This window comes from Halobellus rarus (genome assembly GCF_024494595.1).
Lineage (GTDB): Archaea > Halobacteriota > Halobacteria > Halobacteriales > Haloferacaceae > Haloquadratum > Haloquadratum rarum.
Genome location: NZ_JANHDI010000009.1, coordinates 199,279 through 220,551, shown reverse-complemented (window position 1 = coordinate 220,551; position 21,273 = coordinate 199,279). Strand labels below are relative to the sequence as shown.

The 21,273-nt window shown below is 62.7% G+C and carries 19 protein-coding genes; 8 read left to right on the top strand and 11 right to left on the bottom strand.

Annotated elements, in window-relative coordinates; translation table 11 throughout:
* Nucleotides 1–2 precede the first annotated feature (2 nt).
* The 4 genes from NO876_RS12125 to NO876_RS12110 all read right to left on the bottom strand — a co-directional run bounded on the left by NO876_RS12125 (nt 3) and on the right by NO876_RS12110 (nt 4,650).
* Complete coding sequence (locus NO876_RS12125) at nt 3–341, bottom strand: toluene-4-monooxygenase system B family protein (protein WP_256421932.1); 339 nt, start codon at nt 339–341, stop codon at nt 3–5.
* Nucleotides 342–532: 191 nt separating this feature from the next.
* Nucleotides 533–1,594, bottom strand: a complete 1,062-nt coding sequence (locus tag NO876_RS12120) for a VOC family protein (RefSeq protein WP_256421931.1) — start codon at nt 1,592–1,594, stop codon at nt 533–535.
* Nucleotides 1,595–1,680: 86 nt separating this feature from the next.
* Nucleotides 1,681–2,448, bottom strand: coding sequence for an IclR family transcriptional regulator (locus NO876_RS12115; RefSeq protein WP_256421930.1), 768 nt, complete (start codon nt 2,446–2,448; stop codon nt 1,681–1,683).
* 1,434 nt (nt 2,449–3,882) lie between these two features.
* The gene (locus tag NO876_RS12110; protein WP_256421929.1) at nt 3,883–4,650 is read right to left on the bottom strand and encodes an IclR family transcriptional regulator; all 768 of its coding nucleotides are present in this window, start codon (nt 4,648–4,650) and stop codon (nt 3,883–3,885) included.
* A 385-nt stretch (nt 4,651–5,035) separates the two neighbouring features.
* Here NO876_RS12110 and NO876_RS12105 point away from each other — a divergent pair, with 385 nt between their 5' ends.
* On the top strand, nt 5,036–6,946 hold the full coding sequence (locus NO876_RS12105) for an oxidoreductase (protein ID WP_256421928.1): 1,911 nt from the start codon (nt 5,036–5,038) through the stop codon (nt 6,944–6,946).
* Between the two features lie 32 nt (nt 6,947–6,978).
* Here NO876_RS12105 and NO876_RS12100 read toward each other — a convergent pair whose 3' ends face one another.
* Entirely contained in the window at nt 6,979–7,797 is an 819-nt protein-coding gene (locus NO876_RS12100; RefSeq protein ID WP_256421927.1) for a mycofactocin-coupled SDR family oxidoreductase, read from the bottom strand.
* Nucleotides 7,798–7,882: 85 nt separating this feature from the next.
* Here NO876_RS12100 and NO876_RS12095 point away from each other — a divergent pair, with 85 nt between their 5' ends.
* The gene (locus NO876_RS12095) at nt 7,883–8,164 is read left to right on the top strand and encodes a hypothetical protein (RefSeq protein WP_256421926.1); all 282 of its coding nucleotides are present in this window, start codon (nt 7,883–7,885) and stop codon (nt 8,162–8,164) included.
* Between the two features lie 43 nt (nt 8,165–8,207).
* Here NO876_RS12095 and NO876_RS12090 read toward each other — a convergent pair whose 3' ends face one another.
* From NO876_RS12090 to NO876_RS12065, 6 genes are all read right to left on the bottom strand, one after another.
* On the bottom strand, nt 8,208–9,026 hold the full coding sequence (locus NO876_RS12090; RefSeq protein ID WP_256421925.1) for a mycofactocin-coupled SDR family oxidoreductase: 819 nt from the start codon (nt 9,024–9,026) through the stop codon (nt 8,208–8,210).
* 16 nt (nt 9,027–9,042) lie between these two features.
* Nucleotides 9,043–9,867, bottom strand: coding sequence for a mycofactocin-coupled SDR family oxidoreductase (locus tag NO876_RS12085; protein WP_256421924.1), 825 nt, complete (start codon nt 9,865–9,867; stop codon nt 9,043–9,045).
* A gap of 17 nt (nt 9,868–9,884) precedes the next feature.
* Nucleotides 9,885–10,706, bottom strand: a complete 822-nt coding sequence (locus NO876_RS12080) for a mycofactocin-coupled SDR family oxidoreductase (RefSeq protein WP_256421923.1) — start codon at nt 10,704–10,706, stop codon at nt 9,885–9,887.
* 4 nt (nt 10,707–10,710) lie between these two features.
* The gene (locus NO876_RS12075) at nt 10,711–11,532 is read right to left on the bottom strand and encodes a mycofactocin-coupled SDR family oxidoreductase (RefSeq protein ID WP_256421922.1); all 822 of its coding nucleotides are present in this window, start codon (nt 11,530–11,532) and stop codon (nt 10,711–10,713) included.
* Between the two features lie 161 nt (nt 11,533–11,693).
* Nucleotides 11,694–12,782: a magnesium chelatase ATPase subunit I gene (locus tag NO876_RS12070; RefSeq protein WP_256421921.1), complete on the bottom strand. Its 1,089-nt coding sequence runs from the start codon at nt 12,780–12,782 to the stop codon at nt 11,694–11,696.
* 43 nt (nt 12,783–12,825) lie between these two features.
* Nucleotides 12,826–14,817 carry a VWA domain-containing protein gene (locus NO876_RS12065; RefSeq protein WP_256421920.1) on the bottom strand — a complete coding sequence of 664 codons (1,992 nt, stop codon included), beginning with the start codon at nt 14,815–14,817 and terminating at the stop codon, nt 12,826–12,828.
* A 124-nt stretch (nt 14,818–14,941) separates the two neighbouring features.
* On the opposite strand from NO876_RS12065, the gene NO876_RS12060 reads away from it, so the two are divergent.
* From NO876_RS12060 to NO876_RS12035, 6 genes are all read left to right on the top strand, one after another.
* A complete protein-coding gene (locus tag NO876_RS12060) occupies nt 14,942–16,870 on the top strand; it encodes an oxidoreductase (RefSeq protein ID WP_256421919.1) in 1,929 nt (642 codons plus the stop codon).
* A gap of 16 nt (nt 16,871–16,886) precedes the next feature.
* The gene (locus tag NO876_RS12055) at nt 16,887–17,891 is read left to right on the top strand and encodes an electron transfer flavoprotein subunit alpha/FixB family protein (protein WP_256421918.1); all 1,005 of its coding nucleotides are present in this window, start codon (nt 16,887–16,889) and stop codon (nt 17,889–17,891) included.
* Entirely contained in the window at nt 17,888–19,201 is a 1,314-nt protein-coding gene (locus NO876_RS12050) for an FAD-dependent oxidoreductase (protein WP_256421917.1), read from the top strand. The genes NO876_RS12055 and NO876_RS12050 overlap by 4 nt, the downstream gene beginning before the upstream one ends.
* An 87-nt stretch (nt 19,202–19,288) precedes the next feature.
* Entirely contained in the window at nt 19,289–19,579 is a 291-nt protein-coding gene (locus tag NO876_RS12045; protein WP_256421916.1) for a ferredoxin family protein, read from the top strand.
* Nucleotides 19,580–19,581: 2 nt separating this feature from the next.
* Nucleotides 19,582–20,361, top strand: a complete 780-nt coding sequence (locus tag NO876_RS12040) for an SDR family NAD(P)-dependent oxidoreductase (RefSeq protein ID WP_256421915.1) — start codon at nt 19,582–19,584, stop codon at nt 20,359–20,361.
* Nucleotides 20,358–21,215 carry a hypothetical protein gene (locus tag NO876_RS12035; protein WP_256421914.1) on the top strand — a complete coding sequence of 286 codons (858 nt, stop codon included), beginning with the start codon at nt 20,358–20,360 and terminating at the stop codon, nt 21,213–21,215. Before NO876_RS12040 ends, NO876_RS12035 begins: the two co-directional genes overlap by 4 nt.
* Nucleotides 21,216–21,273: the final 58 nt, after the last annotated feature.

The following is a 21,273-nucleotide window of genomic DNA, read 5'->3' as shown; positions in this document are numbered from 1 at the left end:
ACTCACTCCTGGGGTTTCGCGTGTTCGGGGTACGCTTCAAGCATACTCTCGTCGGTCCAAGCGGGGTGCGACTTACCGAAGCCCTCGGGAATCTCCTCACCTTCGTACTGCAACTCCACGTACTCGACTGGATCGAGGATGTCGGAGATCAGGGCGTCGTCGGCAAGTACTTCGCCACCGTAGATCATCGACAGCGGTCGATCGTGATCGATGTGGACCCTGCTGTCCACAACGTGGGAGATCTTCTCTGCGGCCTCCGACACCGTGTCCTCGGAATCGACCGGGACGAGGGTCGGATAGTCGTCGGTACGGAACCGTACCAGTAACGGAAACTCTGCCATGTGTATCCACGTCACAGTATCATAGCACAGTATAAATAATTATTGATCGTGGTGGTCTGTTCACTACCGGTTGGACGGGAATCCGATCCCAGAACAGTATAAAAAATACGAGACGGGAAGCGAAGGAGGCCCGCGCCCCACCGATGGGAGTTGGGCAGTCCGGTCAGCGCTTCGGAGTAGCGCAAGTCCGTTCAGTCGTCGGCTTCTGCTTCGGGTTCTGCGTCAGGCTCCTGAGATTTGTAGCGATCGCGGAGGTGGTGTGCGCCCTCGTCAGACCAATCTTTCTCGTCGGTGGGGATGTAGTCATACTGGCGACGAGCGTGCTGACCCGCTTTGCCGCCCCACCAGACGAAGCCGTCGGATCCGTCCTCCGGCGTCCACGTGACCGTTTCCCATTCGGGGTCGAAGATGAGGTAGCCCCCGGCGAAGATCTCCACCTTGTTGCCCGATGGTTCGAGGTAGTAGTTGAAGTGTGCCTGGCTGATCCCGTGGCGGGCGGGCCCGCCGACGAACTCGATATCGCGCTCTCGGAGCAGATCTGCTGCCCGTTCGAGTTCACCGCGGTAGCCGCCGTCCATATAGTAAGCCACGTGATCGATCTTGTCAACGACGTTCGCGTCCGGCGGCGGGGTGATGAATGCGATTTCGTGGACCAGTGGGCTGACACTCATCCACGCACCGACTTGGTTACCGTCGGGGTCGAGCCCTTCTTCTCGAAGGTCGAATCCGAGGACATCTTCGAACCACTCGACGCATTCCGGGACGTTGCTCACGTTGAAGTTCACGTGATCGATGCGACGGAAGCCAGCACCACGTTCTGGCTTCCGCGTTGGTTGGTTTTTCAGCCGCGGTTTGTTCTCTTCGGAGACCGTATCGAACGCCCGGTCGATATCGTAAACGAGTTCCATATACTCGGGGGTAGCGCCCGGATAGTCGAATTTGAGCGCCCGACCCTGACCGGGTTCGGCATCGGGTTCTACCCATTCAGTGTCGTAGCCCGAATCCTCGATTCGTTGTTCGAACTCGTCGAAGTCTCCTTCGTCTTCGAGCATCCAAGCGACGTGTTTACAGCCCCAGGTGTCACCATCACGGAGGATGAGGGTGTAATCTTGCCAGTCTCCGAAGGCGGCTAGGTAGTACGCGTCCTCCTCCTCGTGACGGACGTACATCCCCATTGTGTCGCGAAAATGCTCTAACGATGCTTCCAGATCTGGACAGTACAACTCGGCGTGTGCAAGGGTTGCAATACCCATATCGACTACAGGAATACAATAGGTAATAAAAATTTCCCTCAAGATGGGCGGTGCTCCAATGCGTGATCACGCGTACGGGGACTGATTCACGAGAATTTGGCGTTTACTTCGATCACGTTCGCTGATTGGAGAAGGAGATCACGAAGTTCGCTCTCTATGCGCTCGTCACTCATTCGACGGGAGGGACCAGAAACACCAATAGATCCCAGTACGCGGCCTGAATCCGTCCGGATCGGCGTCGCGATACATCGAATCCCCCGGAGGCGCTCTCCGTCTCCGATCGCATATCCCAACTCACGAACTCGGCGAAGATCAGCTTTAAAATCAGTAACCTCGGTAATCGTGTTCTCGGTCTGTTGTGGAAGGCCGTTCGCCTCGATGACTTCGTCGACGCGATGGTCTGGGAGATAGGCGAGCATCGATTTCCCAGCTGCAGTGCTATGGGGGTAGACGTATTGCCCGATCGAGAGGGTCGTCGGAATTGCGTTTTCACTCTTCGATCGGTAAATGTAGATCACGCTATTTTCTTCTAACTTGGCGAGTTGCGCTCGCTCGTTCGTTTTCTCCGCCAGAACATCGATTTCGTGCTGTGCGGCCTCGTAGATGTCGATCCGGTTTTTCACCTGTTCCGAGAGGCTAAGATATCGAAGACTCAGTCGATACCCGTCGTTGTGCTTGGCAATGAACCCTTCCTGGGAGAGGGTATGCAGGTACGTGTGGACGGTGCTCTTCGAGACGTCTAGGCGGTTCGAGATCTCGGTGAGCGTTAGTTGTCCCTCATCCTCCAGAGCCTGGATGATTCGGGAGGCACGCTCGACCGCCCGAATTGTGCGTGGTTTATCATCAGCATTCATACTCCTACGTGAGACTCATACATTATAAGCGTTCACCACGGACGGGATTGCCCTATTATGATATAACAAATGATGAAAGATACACCAGGTGGAGATCTGTTAGTGAATGTACACTCGCTCCGCGGCACAAAAATGAAGAAGAGAAAATTGCTTCCGATTAGTGTTCACATTATAGTGATTCCGTCGTTGTAAGTTGAGTTCGTATATATCATACACACCAATAGAACCGAAATACGAATCGGATATCGGCTCTTCGATGCGATCTGAGGGCGCACGCGTCCGTCGGTTTGAGGTTGATCACAGACCAAGGCGGTTATTTGAATAGTCGTATCCGGGTGTCGCACGCGAATAGCGCTGCAACGGATAACATATGTACGCGTGTTATATTGAGAAGAGAATAGGATATTAAGGCCATACGGCTCATCCACCGCGCCGATCGAATCCGCTTAGCAGTTCTCGAGTAAAGCGATCACCTCCCGAGGCAGAGAGAGATCGCTCTGGCGGCGGGCCAGAGGATGCTCAGGTGCTGCAATACTAACTCTGAGGGTTCCCAGCAGTTGTAACGATCCTGCAGTGCATAAACTCGTGTTAATCTAAGAGTTCTCGTGGATGCCTTCTCTCGCTCCACAAACGCGAAGTTGATCACCCGCTATGTCCGGTTTCCCGCATAGTGCTCTGAATTTCTTCCCGCTTCATCCGTAATTTAGGACTACCGCAGCTGACAAATCGATTTGATATAACCCAACACGATTGCCGCTAGTTTGCATATGATAAACCGTTATGATATGGCTCTCCTCAGACAAGGCGAAGAAGTCAAGCGGTTATAGATTGTAGGGACCGATATTAGAAATCGGCAGTCTCATCGGTCGTAGTGATTCCACGATATTAGTATTTGTGCAGTAATAAGCGGTCCGGAGAGTGGAATTATAACAAGCGTACGTTTGATATATTCAGACATCACTATTAGCTTGATGATCTGGGAGGTTCTCTACGTACGCCACTTACCCGAATCACGATTTTTAATCCTGCGAAATTCCAGAGTCAATCAGATTCCGACTATAGTGTGAAGATGTTCTGTCCACCAACGGTACTCAGGCTTCTTCACTAACGTGTTCCAAAAAAATTAATTGCATTATATATCCTCGCTCGCTAGGTATCTCAGGACCTTCAACTGAACTACCCACCCTACCGCTCACGTCTTTCGCTGTTGGTCCCTTCGAATATGGTCCTCTCGTTTCTACGACGCACTATATAGATCCACGAGAACGGATGTTCCACGCCACGCTCACGTCCCTATCTACTTCAAAACCACACGAAGGGTACGAGGGCACACGTCCCACGGTCCGTCGTTACACCCCACGGGAAAATTTCCGAGGATTGCAAGTGGGTGAGAGAGTTGAGACGTGACCCAAACACGATCGGCGCCGGATACCGTCACACCGACATATTCTCCATCAGCTTTAGCTCGATGACGTTCGTCGTGTCCAGTACGGCATCTGGGAGTTCTTCTTCGAAAAACTGGCCCCGCAACTGTCGTTCCGGGCCTGCGACGCTGACCGCTCCACGCACCTCACCGTCAGGACCCAGGACGGCGGCGCCGACACCCCTGAGCCGCTGAACGTGTTCGCCCCTGTCGAGGGCGAAACCCTGTTGCCGGATATGATCTAGTTCGTCGTCGAGCGCCGCCCTGTCGACGATACTGGAGTCGGTCATCCTCGGAAGCCCGTGTTGCTCGACGACCTCGTCGACGCGTTCTTGCGGGAGTTGTGCCAGGATCGCCTTTCCCATAGACGAGGTAGTCAGCGGCACAGTCGTTCCGATAGAGCCGAGATCGATCTCGTTCTCCAAATGACGAAATATCACCGTCGCCCGTCCCCGCTCCTCAACGGACAGGTACGCGTTTGTTCCCGTGTCACTGCCGAGTTGTTCGATCTCGGCACGCGCAGCACGGTATACTTTGAGTCGCTGTCTAGCGGCCTCACCGAGGGGGAGGAACCGGAGACCCAGTTCGTATTTCCCGTTGTTCTTGATGATATATCCCCCGTTTTCGAGGGTTCCGAGATGATTGTACACCGAACTTTTTGGCAGGTCGGCGAACTTTGCGATCTCGGTGACCCCCGCGGGTTGGAGGTCACGAAGCGTTTCCACGATCTGTAACGTCCGTTCGACCGCACTCACCTCCTTGCCGTTTTTTTCTCCCATAGAGTGCTAATAAACGGTTCCAATGATATTAATTGACTGGTCGTATAGCTTTGCATAAGTTATGTTCTAAGAAAAAGAACAACTGTTCTCGTAAAAGACACCCGATGGTATTCTCGGACGGTTACGCGAAACCGATAGATTTGCAACGTAAACTGTTTAAATAATAGTAGACCATCACTATTTTATGTTAGCTTTTCTCGGTGATGATTCATTTCTCCTACACAAGTATTCAGTAATAGCACACATCGAACCGTTCAGACGAAACAGTGGGAAGTACAAAAGAGAAATAATTGAAATGGCACTCGACACTATATCCAATCACGTAGCCCGTCTAACGAGTGACTTGTGCGCTATTTTCAAGTACGATTACCTGATACCTGTTAGCATGGATCTCTTCGATTCAGGGACAGTGGGATCTCTTTCGGTACCGAATCGGGGCGTCTTTCGTCCCGTACGCACGAGATTCGTCGATAACGGGTATCCGACCGAAGAACTCGCCGCCCATCTCAGCGCCCGCGCGGCCGGTGGTGCAGGGCTCGTGGTAGGTCCCGCAGAGATGCTCGTTCACCCGTCGGCAAGCGGACCAGCGTTCCTCGACGCGTACGACGACAATGCGGTGCCGGCGCTAACGGGCGTCGCCGACGCAGTCCACGAACACGACGCGAAGATCGTCGGTCAACTAACCCACACCGGAGCCGAGTCGCGCGGCGACTGGGAGATGCAAGCACAACTGGCTCCCTCGGCGTCGCCCTCGGACGCCGCCTACGAGATGCCCAAGACGATGAGCCAAGACGACATTGACGCGGTGCTGTCGGGCTTTGGCGACGCGGCAGCGAATCTGGATGCCGCCGGCTTCGACGGCGCTGAACTGGCTGCGGGCCCGTTCTCGGTGCTGCGGCAATTCCTCTCTCCACGGTACAACACCCGGGTCGATGAGTACGGCGGCAATTGGTCGGAGAGGGCACGCTTCGTGAATGAGGCGCTCGCGGCGGCATCTGACCGGATCGATGGCCCGGTCGGCCTCCACCTCTCGCTCGCGGAACTGGAGTACGGCGGTTACGAGTTCGATGATATACCCGCCATCCTCGACGCTCTCGAAGGGTTCGACTACCTCTCCTGTACGGTCGGTAGCCACGCCACGTACAACCGGACGCACGCGGGCGTCTCGGCATCGGCACCGGACGTGCTTGGTCCCATCGCCACCGCCGCTGACGCAGTGGACGTCCCCGTGATCGGTCGGCTGTCGTTCACGACCGTCGACGACGCCGAGGCGCTTTTCGACGCCGGTGCCGAATTCGTGAGCTTCACCCGCCAGCTGCTCGCGGACGCTGAGACCCTCACAAAGGCCCACGCAGAGGAGCGATACGACCGCTGTATTCAGTGCAATCAGAAATGCCTCGAGGCGGTGTACGGTCACGCTCACGGCGGCCACGTCGAGTGCGTGGTGAACCCCCGGACCGGCCGGGAGTCAGAGCTCCCCGCGCTCTCAGATCTCGATCGGGCTCCGCTCACCCAGGGGATCCTCGTCGTCGGCGGCGGTCCGGCCGGCCTCCGCTTCGCCGCGGTCGCCGCCGAGCGTGGCCACGACGTGACGCTTCGCGAGGCGAGCGGAACCCTCGGGGGCCAACTCGGCCTCGCTGCACAGGGACCGCTCGCACCGTTCGAGCGTGCGGCCGAGGATCTGGAAGCGGCCGTATCGGAAGCTGACGTCACCGTCGAACTCGAATCGCCCGTCGTAGCCGATGACGTGGACTCGTCGTGGGACGCCGTCGTCGTCGCTACAGGGGCGACGCAGCCCGAGACCGGGGACCGCTTCGCCGGGGAAGTGGTGAACGCGTTCGATGTGCTGTCGGGAGCCCCTGTCGGCGAGGACGTGCTACTGTTCGACGAGAATCGGTGGGTCATCACCGTCCAGGCCGGGCTCGAGATACTTAGCCGCGGAAGCTCCTTGGAGATGGTTAGCGGCGACCACTACCCCGCGTTCCGAACCGAGCAACCCAACCTCCCCGGCTTCGTCGCCGCTTTGCAGGCACAAGGGGCCACCTTCACCGGAAACCACACCGTCGACGCAGTCGACGACGACGGTACGGTCATCCTTCGGAACTCGTTAACAGGCGACACTGTGACCCGGGAGCCGGACACTGTGGTCGTAGTCGGTCGACGGCAGGCTGACGAGTCGCTCTACCTCGAACTCGAGGAGCGCCGCGACGACGTGTACCGCGTGGGCGATGCCATCTCACCGCGAAAGCTCGACCGCGCGTACTACGACGGAGAAATGCTCTCTCGACGCCTTTGACTCTTGATCGCGGCGGGTGAGCGTGACTACGGTCACTTCGCCAGCATCCCAGCATCGACGGGGAGCGTGATCCCGGTGACATAGCGGGAAGCGTCGCTGGAAAGCCACAGATACGCTTCGCTCACATCGCGCGGCGCAATCAGCTGCTCGTCCAGTACGTTCATCGACCCGCTGGCGTCTGACACCGATGCGAGCGCTTCCTGTCCCACCGTCTCCAGAATGCCGTCGATCATCGGCGTCGCCACGCCGGTCGGAGCGACCGCGTTCACGTTCACGCCGTGGGGGGCAAGTTCGAGCGCGAGCGCTTTGGTGAGACCGACGACGCCGTGCTTGGCAGCCGCGTAGTGGCCCGAACCTTTGGTGCCGACGAACCCGGCGGTCGAGGCGGTCGAGACGATTTTGCCGCCGTCGCCGCGCTCGATGAAGTGTTTCCCCACATGTTTCGCACAGAGCCACGCGCCCTTGAGGTCGGAGTCGACCAGTTCCTCCCACCGCTGTTCCTCCATCTCGACGAGGTCGGTGACGTTCCAGATCCCCGCGTTGTTCGCGAGGATGTCGATCTTGCCGAACTCGTCGACTGCCCGCTTGACGGCCGTTTCGACGGCCGTCTCCCGCCGTACGTCGGCACGCACTACGAGCGCCTCCTGCCCCTCGTCTTCGACGAGGCGGGCGGTCTCATCCAGTTGGGCCGCCGAGGCGAGCGGGTACTGACTGGTCTCGATACCGCGTGCGCCGCCGACGACCACCACGTCGGCACCGTGTCTCGCGTAATGCTCGGCGTGGGAGCGGCCCTGCCCCCGGCCGGCGCCGGTCACGAACGCGACCTGTCCGTCGAACGCGTATTCAGGCACGATCAGACGTATTGGCCCCCAATATCAATTAGCTTGCGATAGGGTGGACCACAGCACTATTATCGAGCGTTCCGACACGATAGGTATGGCAACCACTGTCGAGCTCGCGGTGTTCGGCGTGATCGGTCTGTTCAGCGTGAACGCGGTTCCCCACTTCGTGAAAGGCGTCACAGGCGAGCGACATATGACGCCGCTGGGGCCGGAGTCGAGCGCGGTGACAAACGTGGTCTGGGGCAGCATCAACGCCCTCGTCGCAGGCTCACTGGCGTGGGCGTACCGTGACGCCGTCGAACCGACCACGCTGGCGGCCGCGTTCGTTGCTGGAACCGCGATAGCTGTCGGACTGGCGTCGTACTGGGGAAAATAGCGCCCGGAGTTGTCTCGGGAAGACAACCCGGTGTGGATCACTGCTACTTCGCTAGCATCCCGGCGTCGACGGGGAGTGCGATCCCGGTGACGTAGCGAGCGGCGTCGCTGGAGAGCCACATATACGCCTCGCTGATGTCCTTCGACTCGATCATCCCCTCCTCGAAGAGGTTCCACGGGCCGGTCGTCGCGATCACGTCGTCGAGAACGTCCTCGCCGTAGGCTTCCATCACGCCCGAGATCATCGGGGTGTCGACGCCGGTCGGACAGACGGCGTTGACGTTGACGTCGTACTCGGCGAGTTCCAGCGCCAGCGTCTTCGTCAGCCCGATCACGCCATGTTTGGCCGCGATGTAGTGGCCGGAGCCGGGCCCGGCCGAAAGGCCGTAGATCGAGGAGGTCGAGACGATCTTGCCGCCGTCGCCGCGGTCGACGAAGTGCTTACCGACGTGTTTCGAACAGAGCCACACGCCCTTGAGATTCGTATCGAGCATCTCGTCCCACAACGCCTCGTCCATCTCGACGAGGTCGCCGAAGTGGGCGATACCGGCGTTGTTCGCGAGGATGTCGATCTTCCCGAATTCGTCGAGGGCCTGCTCAACGGCGGCCTCGACCTGATCTTCGTCGCGGACGTCCATCTGAACCGTGAGGGCGTCCTGTCCCTCGTCTTCGACGAGACTGGCGGTCTCCTCGAGTTCGTCTTCGGTGCCGAGGTCGTACGGCACCGTCTCCATGTTCTCGGAGATGTCGGTGAGGACTACGTCGGCGCCGTGTCGAGCGTAGTGCTGTGCGTGCGATCGCCCTTGGCCGTGTGCGGCGCCGGTGACGAACGCCACCTGGCCGCTGAAGTCGTATTCTGGCATTGTTGATCTGATTGTTTCATTTCGCGGTGAACCCGGCGTCGACGGGGAGCGTGATGCCGGTCACGTAGCGTGCGGCGTCGCTGGAAAGCCACATGTAGGCGTCAGTGATAGACTGTGCGTCCTGCATCCCTTCCTCGTCGAAGATGTTCCACGGACCGGAGAGGTCTTGCGACTGGGATAGCACCTCCTCGCCGTAAGCCTCCAGTATCCCGGTAACCATCGGGGTGTCGACCCCTCCCGGCGCGACAGCGTTGACGTTGACGTCGTACTCGGCGAGTTCCAGCGCCAGCGTCTTCGTCAGCCCACGAACGCCCCACTTCGAAGAAACGTAGTGGGCGTTTCCGAGCGGGATACCGGTCAGCCCTGATACCGACGTGGTATTGACGATCTTCCCGCCGTCGCCGCGGTCGATAAAGTGTTGCCCGATATGTTTCGCACAGAGCCAGATCCCCTTGAGATTCGTATCCAACAGTTCGTCCCACATCCGCTCGTCGAGTTCTACTGCCTCGGCGAATGATTCGATCCCGGCGTTGTTCGCGAGGATGTCGACCTTCCCGAACTCGTCTACGGCCGCCTGGACCGCGGCTTCCACGTCTGCCTCCTGGGAAACGTCCGCCTTGATCGTCAGCGCTTTTTGCCCGTGTTCTCGGACCGCCTCGGCGGTCGCCTCGAGTTCGTCGTCGGTGCCGAGGTCGTACGGGACTGTCTCTTTGTTCTCTCCGAGATCGACTACCACGACGTCTGCACCGTGGCGGGCGTATTCGATCGCGTGCGATTCGCCTTGGCCGTGTGCGGCCCCGGTGACGAACGCCACCTGGCCGCCGAAGTCGTACTCTGGCATCGTCAGGGTGCTACTCGTTATTTGATTGTGGCTCCGGCGTCGACGGGGAGCGCGATCCCGGTGACGTAGCGGGCGGCGTCGCTGGAGAGCCACATATACGCCTCGCTGATGTCCTCCGGTTCGATCATCTCACCCGGCGCAAGCACGTTCAACGGCCCGCCGAGTTCACCGATCTCCTCGAAGACTTCCTCACCGTAGGCTTCGACCATTCCGACGTTGCCGGGTGTGTCGACGGCGGTCGGGCAGACGGCGTTGACGTTGACGTCGTATTCGGCGAGTTCCAGCGCCAGCGTCTTCGTCAGCCCGATCACGCCGTGCTTTCCGGCGACGTAATGTCCGAACCCCGGGATGCCGACGAGTCCGGCGGTCGAGGCGGTCGAGACGATTTTCCCGCCGTCGCCGCGGTCGATGAAGTGCTGGCCAACGTGCTTCGACGGCAACCACACGCCTTTCAGTAGCGTGTCGATCACGTCGTCCCACATCTGCTCGTCCATCTCCACCACATCCGACGGCGGCCAGAATCCAGCGTTATTGGCGAGGATGTCGATGTGACCGAACTCATCGAGGGCTTCCTGAACCGCAGCTTCGACCGCCGCCTCCTCGCGGACGTCCATCTCGATCATCAGCGCGCTCTGGCCTTGGTCTTCGACGATACTCGCCGTCTCGGCCAGTTCGTCTTCGGTTCCCAAGTCGTATGGTACCGTCTCGACGTTGTGGTTGATGTCGGTGACGACGACGTCGGCACCGTGTCTCGCGTAATACTGTGCGTGCGTTCGACCCTGGCCGTGTGCGGCCCCGGTGATGAACGCCACCTGGCCACTGAAGTCGTACTCTACCATCGTCTCACTTGGCGGTCATTCCTGCGTCAACCGGAAGCGCTATTCCAGTAACGTAGCGCGCGGCGTCGCTGGACAGCCACATATACGCCTCGCTGACATCCGTCGCCTCGATCATGTCGACACCCTCGAAGACGCTCCAGGGACCGCTGAACGCACCCATCTCGTCCATCAACTCCTCGCCGTAGGCTTCGGTGAACCCGGCGATCATCGGGGTCTCGACGCCGGTGGGACAGACGGCGTTGACATTGACGTCGTATTCGGCGAGTTCCAGCGCCAGCGTCTTCGTCAGCCCGATCACGCCGTGTTTCGTCGCGACGTAGTGGCCGGCGGACGGGGTCCCGATTAGCCCCGCGGCCGACGAGGTGGAGACGATCTTTCCACCGTCGCCTCGTTCGATGAAGTGTTGGCCGACGTGCTTCGAGCAGAGCCAGACGCCCTTCAGGTTCGTGTCGATCATCTCGTCCCACTGCTGTTCGGGCATCTCCGTCATATCGGCTGCGTTGAAGATACCGGCGTTGTTGGCGAGGATGTCGACCTTCCCGAAGTGGTCGACCGCCTCGTCGACGGCGGCTTCGACCTGGCTCTCCTCGCGGACGTCCATTTCGATGGTCAGCGCCTCCTGGCCCTCGTCCTCTACGATACTCGCCGTTTCCTCGAGTTCGTCCGGCGTGCTGAGGTCGTAGGGGTTAGTCTCGATGTTCTCGCAGATGTCGGTGACGACCACGTCGGCACCGTGTTTTGCGTAGTGCTGTGCGTGTGAGCGTCCCTGGCCGTGACCGGCGCCAGTGACGAACGCGACCTTACCACTGAAATCGTACTCTGGCATAGTTTGACCTCCGAGAACGCCCCCACGGTACCTCTTATCGCGGTGGGTGTTCCCACAGTATCATATTCTATCGTTCATAATAAGTGTATTTCAAGCTATCAATTCTCAGGCTAATCTCCGACCGGCGGGAAGCAATCGACAGCGACAAACAGCGTTGGCAGTTAGTCTTCGAGGCCGAGTTCGCGCCGCACGTCGTGGAAGACGCTCATCACGTCCTGTTCCTCCTCCTCGAAGGGGAGTCGCTGCAGGCGGTGGTCGAGCGCCATCCGAGCGACGCGTCGCACGGTGCGGGCGGTGACCTCGTCGTCGCCTTCGAGCGCCGCCAGCGTGCGGGCGGCCCGGCGGAGCGTGATGTCGCCCCTGTGGCCGTCGACGTCCAGTTCAATATTCATCCCGGCGATCAATCGAGCGACGTCGTCGCCGAGTTCGACCCGGGGAAGCCGCTCGCGACCCGCCACGATGTCCTCCCGGAGTGCTGCCTGTGCCTCTTCGTACGCTGCGCGGAACGCGTCCGGATCGGCCTCGAACGCGGCGCGGCGACGAGTGATTTCGACGCGGTCGTCCACTTCGCTGACGCCCTCGACGTCGACGACGAGCCCGAACCGGTCCAGCAGTTGGGGTCGGAGATCGCCCTCCTCGGGGTTCATCGTGCCGACGAGGATGAACTCCGACGGGTGGCGGACGGAGACGCCTTCGCGCTCGACGATGTTCTCGCCCATCGCTGCCGCGTCGAGCAGGACGTCGACGATGTGGTCGTCGAGCAGGTTGACCTCGTCGACGTAGAGAATATTACGGTTAGCCTCCGCAAGGATGCCTGATTCGAACTCACGCTCACCGGCCTGCACCGCGCGTTCGAGATCGATACTGCCGACGACGCGGTCCTCAGAGGCGTTCAGCGGCAGATCGATCACTCGCATCGGCCGGGTCTCGGTCGGCAGGGATTCGCCAGCGTCGCACCGCTCGCGACACTCGCTGCACATCCGGTCGCGGTCGTCGGGCGGACAGCCGTACGGGCAGTCCGCGACGGCCTCGATGTTCGGCAGTACCTCGGCCAGCGCCCTGACGGCGGTGGACTTGGCGGTGCCGCGCTCGCCGCGCAGCAGTACGCCGCCCACGCCCTGGTTAATAGCGTTTAACACGAGCGCGCGCTTCATCTCGGTCTGATCGACGATGGCCGTGAACGGGAATATCCCGCCGGTCCGCGATTCCTTCGCCGTCGGCGTGTCGTGTGTAGTATGGTGGTCGGTCATCGATTGTGGTCGGTCGTTGGCTCCCTCATCCCGTGCCGTCGCTTCATACCGTCTCCTCCTCACGATTCGCTGCTTCGAGGTCGACGTCACGCGGCAGGTCGATCAGCGGCAGGTAGTCGGCTCCCATCGTCGCCGCGAACTCGCGGTTGCGCTCGTGGCGCTTGCGCTTCATACGGCGGGCTTTCCGGTCGGTCCAGATCTCGTCGGGCGTGGTGTCGATCTTGTGGCCGGTGTCGACGAACACCGACGGGACGTCGTCCTCGTCGAACAGCGAGGCGGCACGGAACGCGTCTTCCTTGGCGTCGCCGTCCTCGCGGTACTCGACGTTTGACTGCCCGTCCGACAGCAGCACGACGAGTGGGTACAGGTCCTGATCTCGGCGCTTCTCTCGCTGGACGAGTTGGTACGCCTCGACGAGGCCGTGGGCCAGCGGCGTGTTGCCGCCGACGGTCAGCCCCGAGACGGCGTCGCGTGCGTGTCGGTGGTTTCGGGTCGGTTCGACCAACGTGAACGCGCTCTCACCGCGGAACACCACCACTGCGACGCGATTGCGGGCGCGGTAGGCGTCTTCGATCAGCGAGAGCAGGCCGCGTTTGGTCTCCATCATCTGGCGGCCGCTCATCACGCTGCCGCTGGCGTCGACGACGAACACCACCAGTGCGCGGGCGGTCCGCTCGCGGAGCTTCTGCCGGAGGTCGCGCGGTTCGATCACGAGGTCGTCGCTGCCCGTCCGGCCCCGCTGTTGCTGATGGGGGGCGGCCGCGCGCAGCGTCGCGTCGATGGCCACGTCGTCGACCTCCTCCTGTACGCGCGACCGCACGTATCGGCCGCTCCGCACGTCGACTCGCGAGGGGGTACGCCGCGCGAGCGCGGTCCGCATCGTCCGGTCTGTCGGGGGATCGATCGCGGTTCGGTCGACCGTGTAGGACTGTTCGCCCTCCGCGATCGGGATGCCGCCGCCCTGTTGGTCCACGGCGTCGTCGCCGTCGGAGTCGTCCTCGTCGTCCTCTCCCTCCTCGGCCTCCTCGTCGTTGCCGGTCGAGAGCAGCCCCTCGCCGAAAGTCATCTCTGCGACGCCCTCCACGCGGTGGGGGAACGCGAAGTACTGCGCCTCCGCGACGTGAGCCTCGGTCACCGCGTTCTCGCCGTCGAGCGCGGCGATGGCACGCGCGACCCGGGAAACGGCGATGTCCGCGCGCATCCCGTGTGCGCGCTGCCGGAGGGCCTCGTAGGCGGCGTCGTGCTGCAGTTCCTCGGACATCTCGACGGCAGCGAGACGCTCGCGCGCGTTCCGGACTCGGTCGCGGAGCGCACGCTGCTCGTCCGCGTACTCAGCGCGGAACGTTTCGGGGTCGGCGTCGAATCGCTCCCGGCGCTCGGCAATCTCGACGCGCTCCGCGGCGTCGTCGCTTGCCTCGACATCGACGAGGATGTCGAACCGATCGAGCAGCTGCGGCCTGAGCCCGCCTTCCTCGGGGTTCATCGTCCCGATGAGGACGAACTCCGACGGATGACGGACGGAGACGCCTTCGCGCTCGACGATGTTCTCGCCCATCGCTGCCGCGTCGAGCAGGACGTCGACGATGTGGTCGTCGAGCAGGTTGACCTCGTCGACGTAGAGGATGTTCCGGTTGGCTTCGGCCAGAATCCCCGGCTCGAACGTCGCTTCGCCCGACTGCACGGCGCGCTGTAGATCGATGCTGCCGACGACGCGGTCCTCGGAGGCGTTCAGCGGCAGATCGACCACTCGAATCGGCCGGGTCTCGGTCGGCAGGGATTCGCCAGCGTCGCACCGCTCGCGACACTCGCTGCACATCCGGTCGCGGTCGTCGGGCGGACAGCCGTACGGGCAGTCCGCGACGGCCTCGATGTCCGGCAAGATTGCGGAGAGTGCCCTGACGGCGGTGGACTTGGCGGTGCCGCGCTCGCCACGCAGCAGTACGCCGTTCACGTCCGGACTGACGGCGTTGACTAGCAACGCGCGCTTCATTGCCTGCTGGTCGACGATCCCGGTGAACGGGTACGATACCTCCATGCCAGTACTTCTCAATGGGACATAAGGTTATAAACAAGTTCCGGACACCCGCATTACCAGCGGTACATCTTTATCCTCGTCTCGACAATCGTTGATAGACAACCACTCTCAACCCATGCCAGAGATGCTCTTTACGCCCCGGCGGATCGGATCGGTGACCATCCCGAACCGGACGGTGTTTCTCGCCCACGAGACGGGGTTCGCGGAGGACGGCCTGCCGACGGAGCGCGACGCAGCCTACTACGAAGCCCGGGCTCGCGGCGGTGTTGGCCTCATTGTCGGCCCGTCGAGTATGCTCGTTCACCCGAGCGCTTCGAACCCGATGTACGCCTCCGGGTACGACCCGAACGTGGTCCCGCGACTGAAGACCATCGCGGACGCGTGTCACAAACACGGGACGAAGGTGTTCGCGCAACTCCAACACACCGGCGGCGAGGACTCCGGCGAGCACGCGATGCGGGAGACCTGGGCGCCGTCGGCAGTCCCCTCGGAGTACGGCTACGAGATGCCGAAGCGGATGGAGCGCGGGGACATCGAGGAGGTGAAACTCGGTTTCGCCAAGACCGCCGAGCACGTCAAGCGGGGAAACCTCGACGGGATCGAGCTCAAGGCGGGCCACGACGGTATCCTGCGGCAGTTCCTCTCACCGAAATACAACCGGCGCGACGACGAGTACGGCGGGTCGATGGACAACCGCGTCCGCCTGGTAAACGAGGTGATCGAGGCCATCCGTGACCGCGTCGGCGAGGAATTCCCGGTCGGGATCCGCCTCACGCTCGACGAGATGGAGGAGGGCGGCTACGACTACGATTACGCGGTCGAGGTGATCCGGCGACTCCACCCGAGCCTGGACTTCATCGACTCAGACATCGCGACGATCTCGAAGCTGTACATCACCGACGCGCCGATGCACGCGCCGCTGGGGTACACCTCGGAGTACTACGGCGGCGCGCGCGAACTCGTGGACATCCCGGTCATCGCCGCCGGCCGGATCAACGACCTCACGAAGGCGAACGACGTGCTGGAGGAGGGCCGCGCGGACTTCGTCGGCATGTGTCGGCAACTGATCTGCGACGCCGACACGGTCCGGAAGGTCCGGCGCGGCGAGGACGAGGAGGTCACGCACTGCATCGCCTGCAACCAGAACTGCCTGGGCGGCATCCACACCAACGGCCACGTCGGCTGTATCCAGACGCCACGGTCGGGCAGGGAGACCGAGGTACCCCACATCGAGGACCGCGAACCGGCGTCGGCGCCGCGGGACGTGCTGGTCGTCGGGGGCGGACCCGCCGGCCTCTCCTTCGCGGTGACGGCCGCGGACCTCGGCCACCGGGTGACCATCCGGGAGCGCGAAGACCGGCTCGGCGGCCAGTCCAACATCGCCACGCAGGTCGACTCCAGACAGGAGTTCGGCGACGCGGTCCGGAACCTCAAGAACCAACTGGGCAACCGCGACGTGACCGTCGAGACGAACACCGAGGTGGTTCCCGAGGACGTCGATCCCGGCGCGTGGGACGACGTGGTGGTCGCTATCGGCGCCAGCGAACAACAGCCCGACCTGGAGGGGGCCGAGGTCCATCGCTCGTGGGACGTGCTGCGCGGCGAGGAAGTCGGCGACTCGGTCATCGTCTTCGACAACAACAAACACGCGGCGGGGGTCAGCGTCGCGGAGCACCTCGCCGCCGACCACGACGTGACGTTCGTGACCACGTCCTACCACCCGGGCGACCAGATGGAGGGCACGAACGTCCCGCCGTTCCTGGAGTCGCTGTACGAGCACAGCGTCGACATCGAGACCCACACCACCATCATCGGCTTCGAGGACGGCGCGGCCCAGTTGCTCAACGTCTACTCCGAGGACGTCGAGACGCGCGAGGCCGACTCGCTCGTCGTCGCCGAGCGCCGCGAGGCCCGGACCGGCCTCGCCGGGACGCTGGAGGAACAGGGGTTCGCGGCCGACTCGGTCCACCGCATCGGCGACTGTGTGGCGCCGCGACTGATCGACAAGGCCATCTACGACGGCGAGATGCTCGCCCGGGAGCTATCCCTATGACTGCGAGGTGCCAACGATGACTCAGATAGTGGCCGTTCCCGACGCCGACGACGTCGCACTGCTCGAGGAAGCCCACCGACTCGCTGAAGCGCTCGGCGACGACGCCGACAGGTCCGAGCGACCGACTGTCGTCGCGGTCGCGTTCGACGGTGTCGTCTCGCCCGACGAGGCGGCGGCCGGCACCCCCGACGAAGTGCTCCACGTCACCCGGAACGACGGATCGTTCGCCCCGGGCGCAGCAGGCGTCCGAGCACGCTCGCGGGCGCTGGCCGAACTCACCGACGACGCCCGCGCCGTGCTGCTTCCGGATACCGCCGACGGCGCCGACCTCGCGGCAGCGACAGCGCGGCGACGGCGCGGCGCTTGCGTCACCGACTGCCTGCTCCGGGTCCGTGACGGGAAACTGCTCGCGGGGCGGCCCGCCTACGGCGGGCGGGCGTACGCGGAACTCGCCTTCGAGCGCGAGCCGCCGGTGGTGACACTCAACACCGAGGCGCTCGGGACGCCCGAGCAGCCGCCGGAGGGAGAGCCGACGGAACGCACCGTCGAAGTCGACGTGACCGACGACGACCGGATCCGACACGTCGAGACGTTCGAGGTGCCCGAGAACGACCTCTCGAAGGCGCGGCGCATCGTCGCCGGCGGGTTCGGGATGGGCGGCGCCGACGGGTTCGACCTGATCGAAACCCTCGCAGACGCGTTCGGCGCCGCGATGGGGGCGTCCCGTCCGCCATCTGACGAGGGGTGGGTGTCTTACGACCGCCAGATCGGCGTGACGGGCAAGGAGATCGACGTGGAGCTGTACGTCCCCTGCGCCATCTCCGGCGACTCCTACCATATGCGGTCGGTGAACGCCGACCACCTGATCCCGATCAACTCCGACCCCGAGGCGCGCATCTTCAATTTCGCCGACATCGGTATCGTCGGCGACGTGTACGAGTACGGTCCGGCGCTGGCCGAGGCGGTCCGGCGGGCCAGAACCGAGGGCGAGCCCGCGGCAGCCGAGGAGGTGGCCGAATGACAGACGCCTCATTCGACGTGGTGGTCGTCGGTGCCGGGCGGGCGGGCGTCGCGGCCGCGTACAAGCTCGCCGACGAGGAGTTCGACGTGGCGCTGGTCGAACGCGCCAAACAGCCCGGGATGAAGAACGTCACCGGGGGCGTGCTCTACGGCAGTATCCTCGACGACCTCGTGCCCGAGTTCCCCGAGGAGGCACCGCTCGAACGCCACGTGGTCGAGCACAACATCAAACTGCTTCACGGCGACGCGGAGGTCTCCATCGGCTACCGCGACCTCGAACTCCGCGAGGAGCCCAACTACACGCTGATGCTCGGGAAGTTCGATCGGTGGTTCGTCGACCGCGCGGTCGAACAGGGGGTGACGTTCCTCCCGGAGACGGGGGTGAAAGACGTGACACAGGAGGCCGACCGCGCGGTGGTCCACACCGACCGGGAGAACGGCGACATCGCCTGCGATGCCGTGATCGGCGCCGACGGCGTGAACACGACGGTCGGACGGAAGACCGGCATCCAGCGCACGATGCGCAACGAGGACATGGCGCTGTCGGTGAAGAAGGTGATCGACGTGGGTCGCGAGGAGATCGACCGGCGTTTCAACCTCGACAGCGACGAGGGCGCCGCCTACATTTACACGGGATTCCCAGAGGGCGCGCCCACGATTGGGTACTTCATCTATACGTTCGAGGAGTACATCTCCGTCGGCGCGGTCGGTGGACTCGAAACGCTTCGGTGGCTGGGAAGCGAGGGCTACGGTGACACCGGGACGCCGCTGTACTCGCTGCTGGAGCGGTTTATGGAACTCGACACCGTTCGCCCGTACGTACGGGGTGACGCCGTCGAGGAGTATCAGGGTATTCTGGTGCCCGAACACTCCTATGACTCGCTGCCGGGCCGGTACGACCGCAGAGTCGCGCTCGTCGGCGACGCGGCAGGGCTCGTGCTCAACAAGGGGTACACCTTCCGCGGCTTAGACTACGGCATCAAGAGCGGCCTCGTCGCCGCCGAGGCCGCCGTCGAGTGCGAGGCGGATGCGGACTGGGACTCGTTCGGACAGCGATACGACGACCGGCTAGAGGACTCCTACGTACTACAGGATATGAAGCAACATCGTCATCTTCCGAGGTTCCTCGAGAACGAGCGGATGTACGGCGCTTACCCGGGGATCGCGACCGAGACACTGCGGTCGATGTACTCCGCGAACACCGACGCCTCCGGGCTGACGTGGCGACAGGCGTATCGCGCGTTCCGTCGGAGCGACGCCGGGTTCCTCGATCTGCTGAGGGACGGCTACCGCGGACTCAGGTCACTCTGACCGGAAGAGCAATAATTGTAGACGAGAACACACGACTATGCTATCAAACACCAAACAACGATCGGCCGACGACGGAGGAGCTGACCGATGAGCGTACAGGACGACCTCGAGACGGTCAATTGGGACGTCAGCGAGGATGCCCACATCACCGTCGACAACGAGCAGTGCGTCACCTGCGAGGACAAGCCCTGCCTGCACCTCTGTCCCGCGGAGTGCTTCGACTATCAGGAGGATCAAGAGGGCGGCATCTACTTCGCGTACGAGCCGTGCGTGGAGTGCGGAGCCTGTATGGTCTTCTGTGCGAACGATCCCGACAAGGGCGCCGTCTCGTGGTCGAAAGCGGAGGGCGGCAAGGGCGTGGAGTTCGACTTCGGCTGACTATGAACCTCACCGACCAAACTGCGATCGTGACGGGCGGTGCGAGTGGCATCGGCGCGGCGACGTGTCGCACACTCGCCGAGCGGGGGGCAGACGTCGTCGTCGCGGACCTCTCCGGCGACGAGGGCGAGCAGCTCGTCGAATCCATCGCCGCCGAGGACGGCGGCGACGCCTCCTTCGTCGAGACCGACGTGAGCGACGAGGACGCCGTAGCGGAGATGATCACGCACGCCGAGGCGACGTTCGGCCGCGTCGACGTGCTGGTGAACAATGCCGCGGTCGCTTCCCAGGACGCCGACGGTCCGATCACGGAGTTCCAGGAGGACGCCTACGAGTTCCTGACCGGCGTAAACCTCAAGGGGCCGATGTACGCCTGCAAGCACGCCATCCCGGCGATGCTCGATACCGGTGACGGGACCGGCGTCGTCGTCAACAACGCCTCTATAGCGGCGCTGATCGCGGAGCCAGGGATGGATATCTACACCGCTACGAAGGGCGCACTGGTCTCGCTGACTCGTTCCATCGCCGTCGAGTACGCGCCGGAGATCCGCGCGAACACCATCTGCCCCGGTATCGTCGAGACGCCGATGCTACAGCAGGCGCTGTCGGAGGGGGGTGACGACGATCTTCCCGCCACGGCCGAGGAGATGATCGAAGGGACACCGCTGGGGATCGCCGCGCCCGAGGATATCGCCCGGGCGATCGCATTCCTGACGTCCGACGACGCGGCGTTCGTTACCGGGGCAACGATCCCGGTCGACGGGGGGTACACCGCACGATGAAGGCAATCGTCACCGCCCGCCCGGAGCCCCATCGGGTCGTCGACGACGACGGGAACGCGGAACCCTACCGCCACCAGCTCAGTATCGACGACCGCGTCGCGCTGGCTGCGGCACAGGAAGTCGCCGACGACGTGACGGCTGTCGGCATCGGGGGCGACCCGGCGCGGCGCTGCGTCCGCGCGGCACTCGGACACGGCGCCGACGAGGGGCTTCACGTGGAGTACGACCCCATAGAGGAGGTAGCCGGCGACAAGTACGCGACCGTGCTCTCCCGCGTCGCCGCCCGCGAGTCTCCCGACGCGGTCGTGGTGGGGCAGTCGTCGTCGTTCGCGGGCGCCGAGATCGCGACCCTGGTCGGTGAACGGCTGGACTGGCCTGCTGCGACGCGCGTGACCCGACTCGGCACCCCGAATCTCGACGCCGAGGTGTCGATCGAACAGGGCGAACTCGCCGTCCAGCGCAAGCTGTCGATCGGCCGGCAGGAGGCGGTCGTCCTCAAGGTTCCGGCAGTGCTGGGAATCGATGCGGGATTCACCGACCCCGACCGTGCGCCGCTCTCGACGGTCGTCGCCGGCCAGCGTGCCAAGATCGAGACGGTGGCGTTGGAGGATGTCGCGCCGGGAGAGTCCCGGTTCGCGATGAGCATCGGCGCGGCGACGGTAGAGGACGTGACGCCGAACGAGCGCTGGGGACGCGGGCGACCACCCAGAGCGGGAACCGTCGAGCAGCGTATCTACCGGATGCTCGGCCGCGGGACCGATTCGGGCACGAGCGCCGGCGAACGCATCGACGCGCCCCCCGAAGAGGCGGCCGAGCAGGTTGTCGCGTATCTCCGGGATCAGGACCTCATTTGAAATTCGCGAAACGCACCGGCGGGATCGGAAGCCATCGCGATCGACGAGAGTAGCGTTT

Bases quoted from the DNA above. Each gene is read 5' to 3' on its own strand.
- NO876_RS12035 (WP_256421914.1), top strand. From the start codon at position 20,358: ATGAAGGCAATCGTCACCGCCCGCCCGGAGCCCCATCGGGTCGTCGAC.
- NO876_RS12075 (WP_256421922.1), bottom strand. From the start codon at position 11,532: ATGCCAGAGTACGATTTCAGTGGTAAGGTCGCGTTCGTCACTGGCGCC.
- NO876_RS12065 (WP_256421920.1), bottom strand. From the start codon at position 14,817: ATGGAGGTATCGTACCCGTTCACCGGGATCGTCGACCAGCAGGCAATG.
- NO876_RS12120 (WP_256421931.1), bottom strand. From the start codon at position 1,594: ATGGGTATTGCAACCCTTGCACACGCCGAGTTGTACTGTCCAGATCTG.
- NO876_RS12085 (WP_256421924.1), bottom strand. From the start codon at position 9,867: ATGCCAGAGTACGACTTCGGCGGCCAGGTGGCGTTCGTCACCGGGGCC.
- NO876_RS12045 (WP_256421916.1), top strand. From the start codon at position 19,289: ATGAGCGTACAGGACGACCTCGAGACGGTCAATTGGGACGTCAGCGAG.
- NO876_RS12090 (WP_256421925.1), bottom strand. From the start codon at position 9,026: ATGCCAGAATACGACTTCAGCGGCCAGGTGGCGTTCGTCACCGGCGCC.
- NO876_RS12050 (WP_256421917.1), top strand. From the start codon at position 17,888: ATGACAGACGCCTCATTCGACGTGGTGGTCGTCGGTGCCGGGCGGGCG.
- NO876_RS12040 (WP_256421915.1), top strand. From the start codon at position 19,582: ATGAACCTCACCGACCAAACTGCGATCGTGACGGGCGGTGCGAGTGGC.
- NO876_RS12060 (WP_256421919.1), top strand. From the start codon at position 14,942: ATGCTCTTTACGCCCCGGCGGATCGGATCGGTGACCATCCCGAACCGG.
- NO876_RS12105 (WP_256421928.1), top strand. From the start codon at position 5,036: ATGGATCTCTTCGATTCAGGGACAGTGGGATCTCTTTCGGTACCGAAT.
- NO876_RS12125 (WP_256421932.1), bottom strand. From the start codon at position 341: ATGGCAGAGTTTCCGTTACTGGTACGGTTCCGTACCGACGACTATCCG.
- NO876_RS12080 (WP_256421923.1), bottom strand. From the start codon at position 10,706: ATGGTAGAGTACGACTTCAGTGGCCAGGTGGCGTTCATCACCGGGGCC.
- NO876_RS12115 (WP_256421930.1), bottom strand. From the start codon at position 2,448: ATGAATGCTGATGATAAACCACGCACAATTCGGGCGGTCGAGCGTGCC.
- NO876_RS12070 (WP_256421921.1), bottom strand. From the start codon at position 12,782: ATGACCGACCACCATACTACACACGACACGCCGACGGCGAAGGAATCG.
- NO876_RS12055 (WP_256421918.1), top strand. From the start codon at position 16,887: ATGACTCAGATAGTGGCCGTTCCCGACGCCGACGACGTCGCACTGCTC.
- NO876_RS12110 (WP_256421929.1), bottom strand. From the start codon at position 4,650: ATGGGAGAAAAAAACGGCAAGGAGGTGAGTGCGGTCGAACGGACGTTA.
- NO876_RS12095 (WP_256421926.1), top strand. From the start codon at position 7,883: ATGGCAACCACTGTCGAGCTCGCGGTGTTCGGCGTGATCGGTCTGTTC.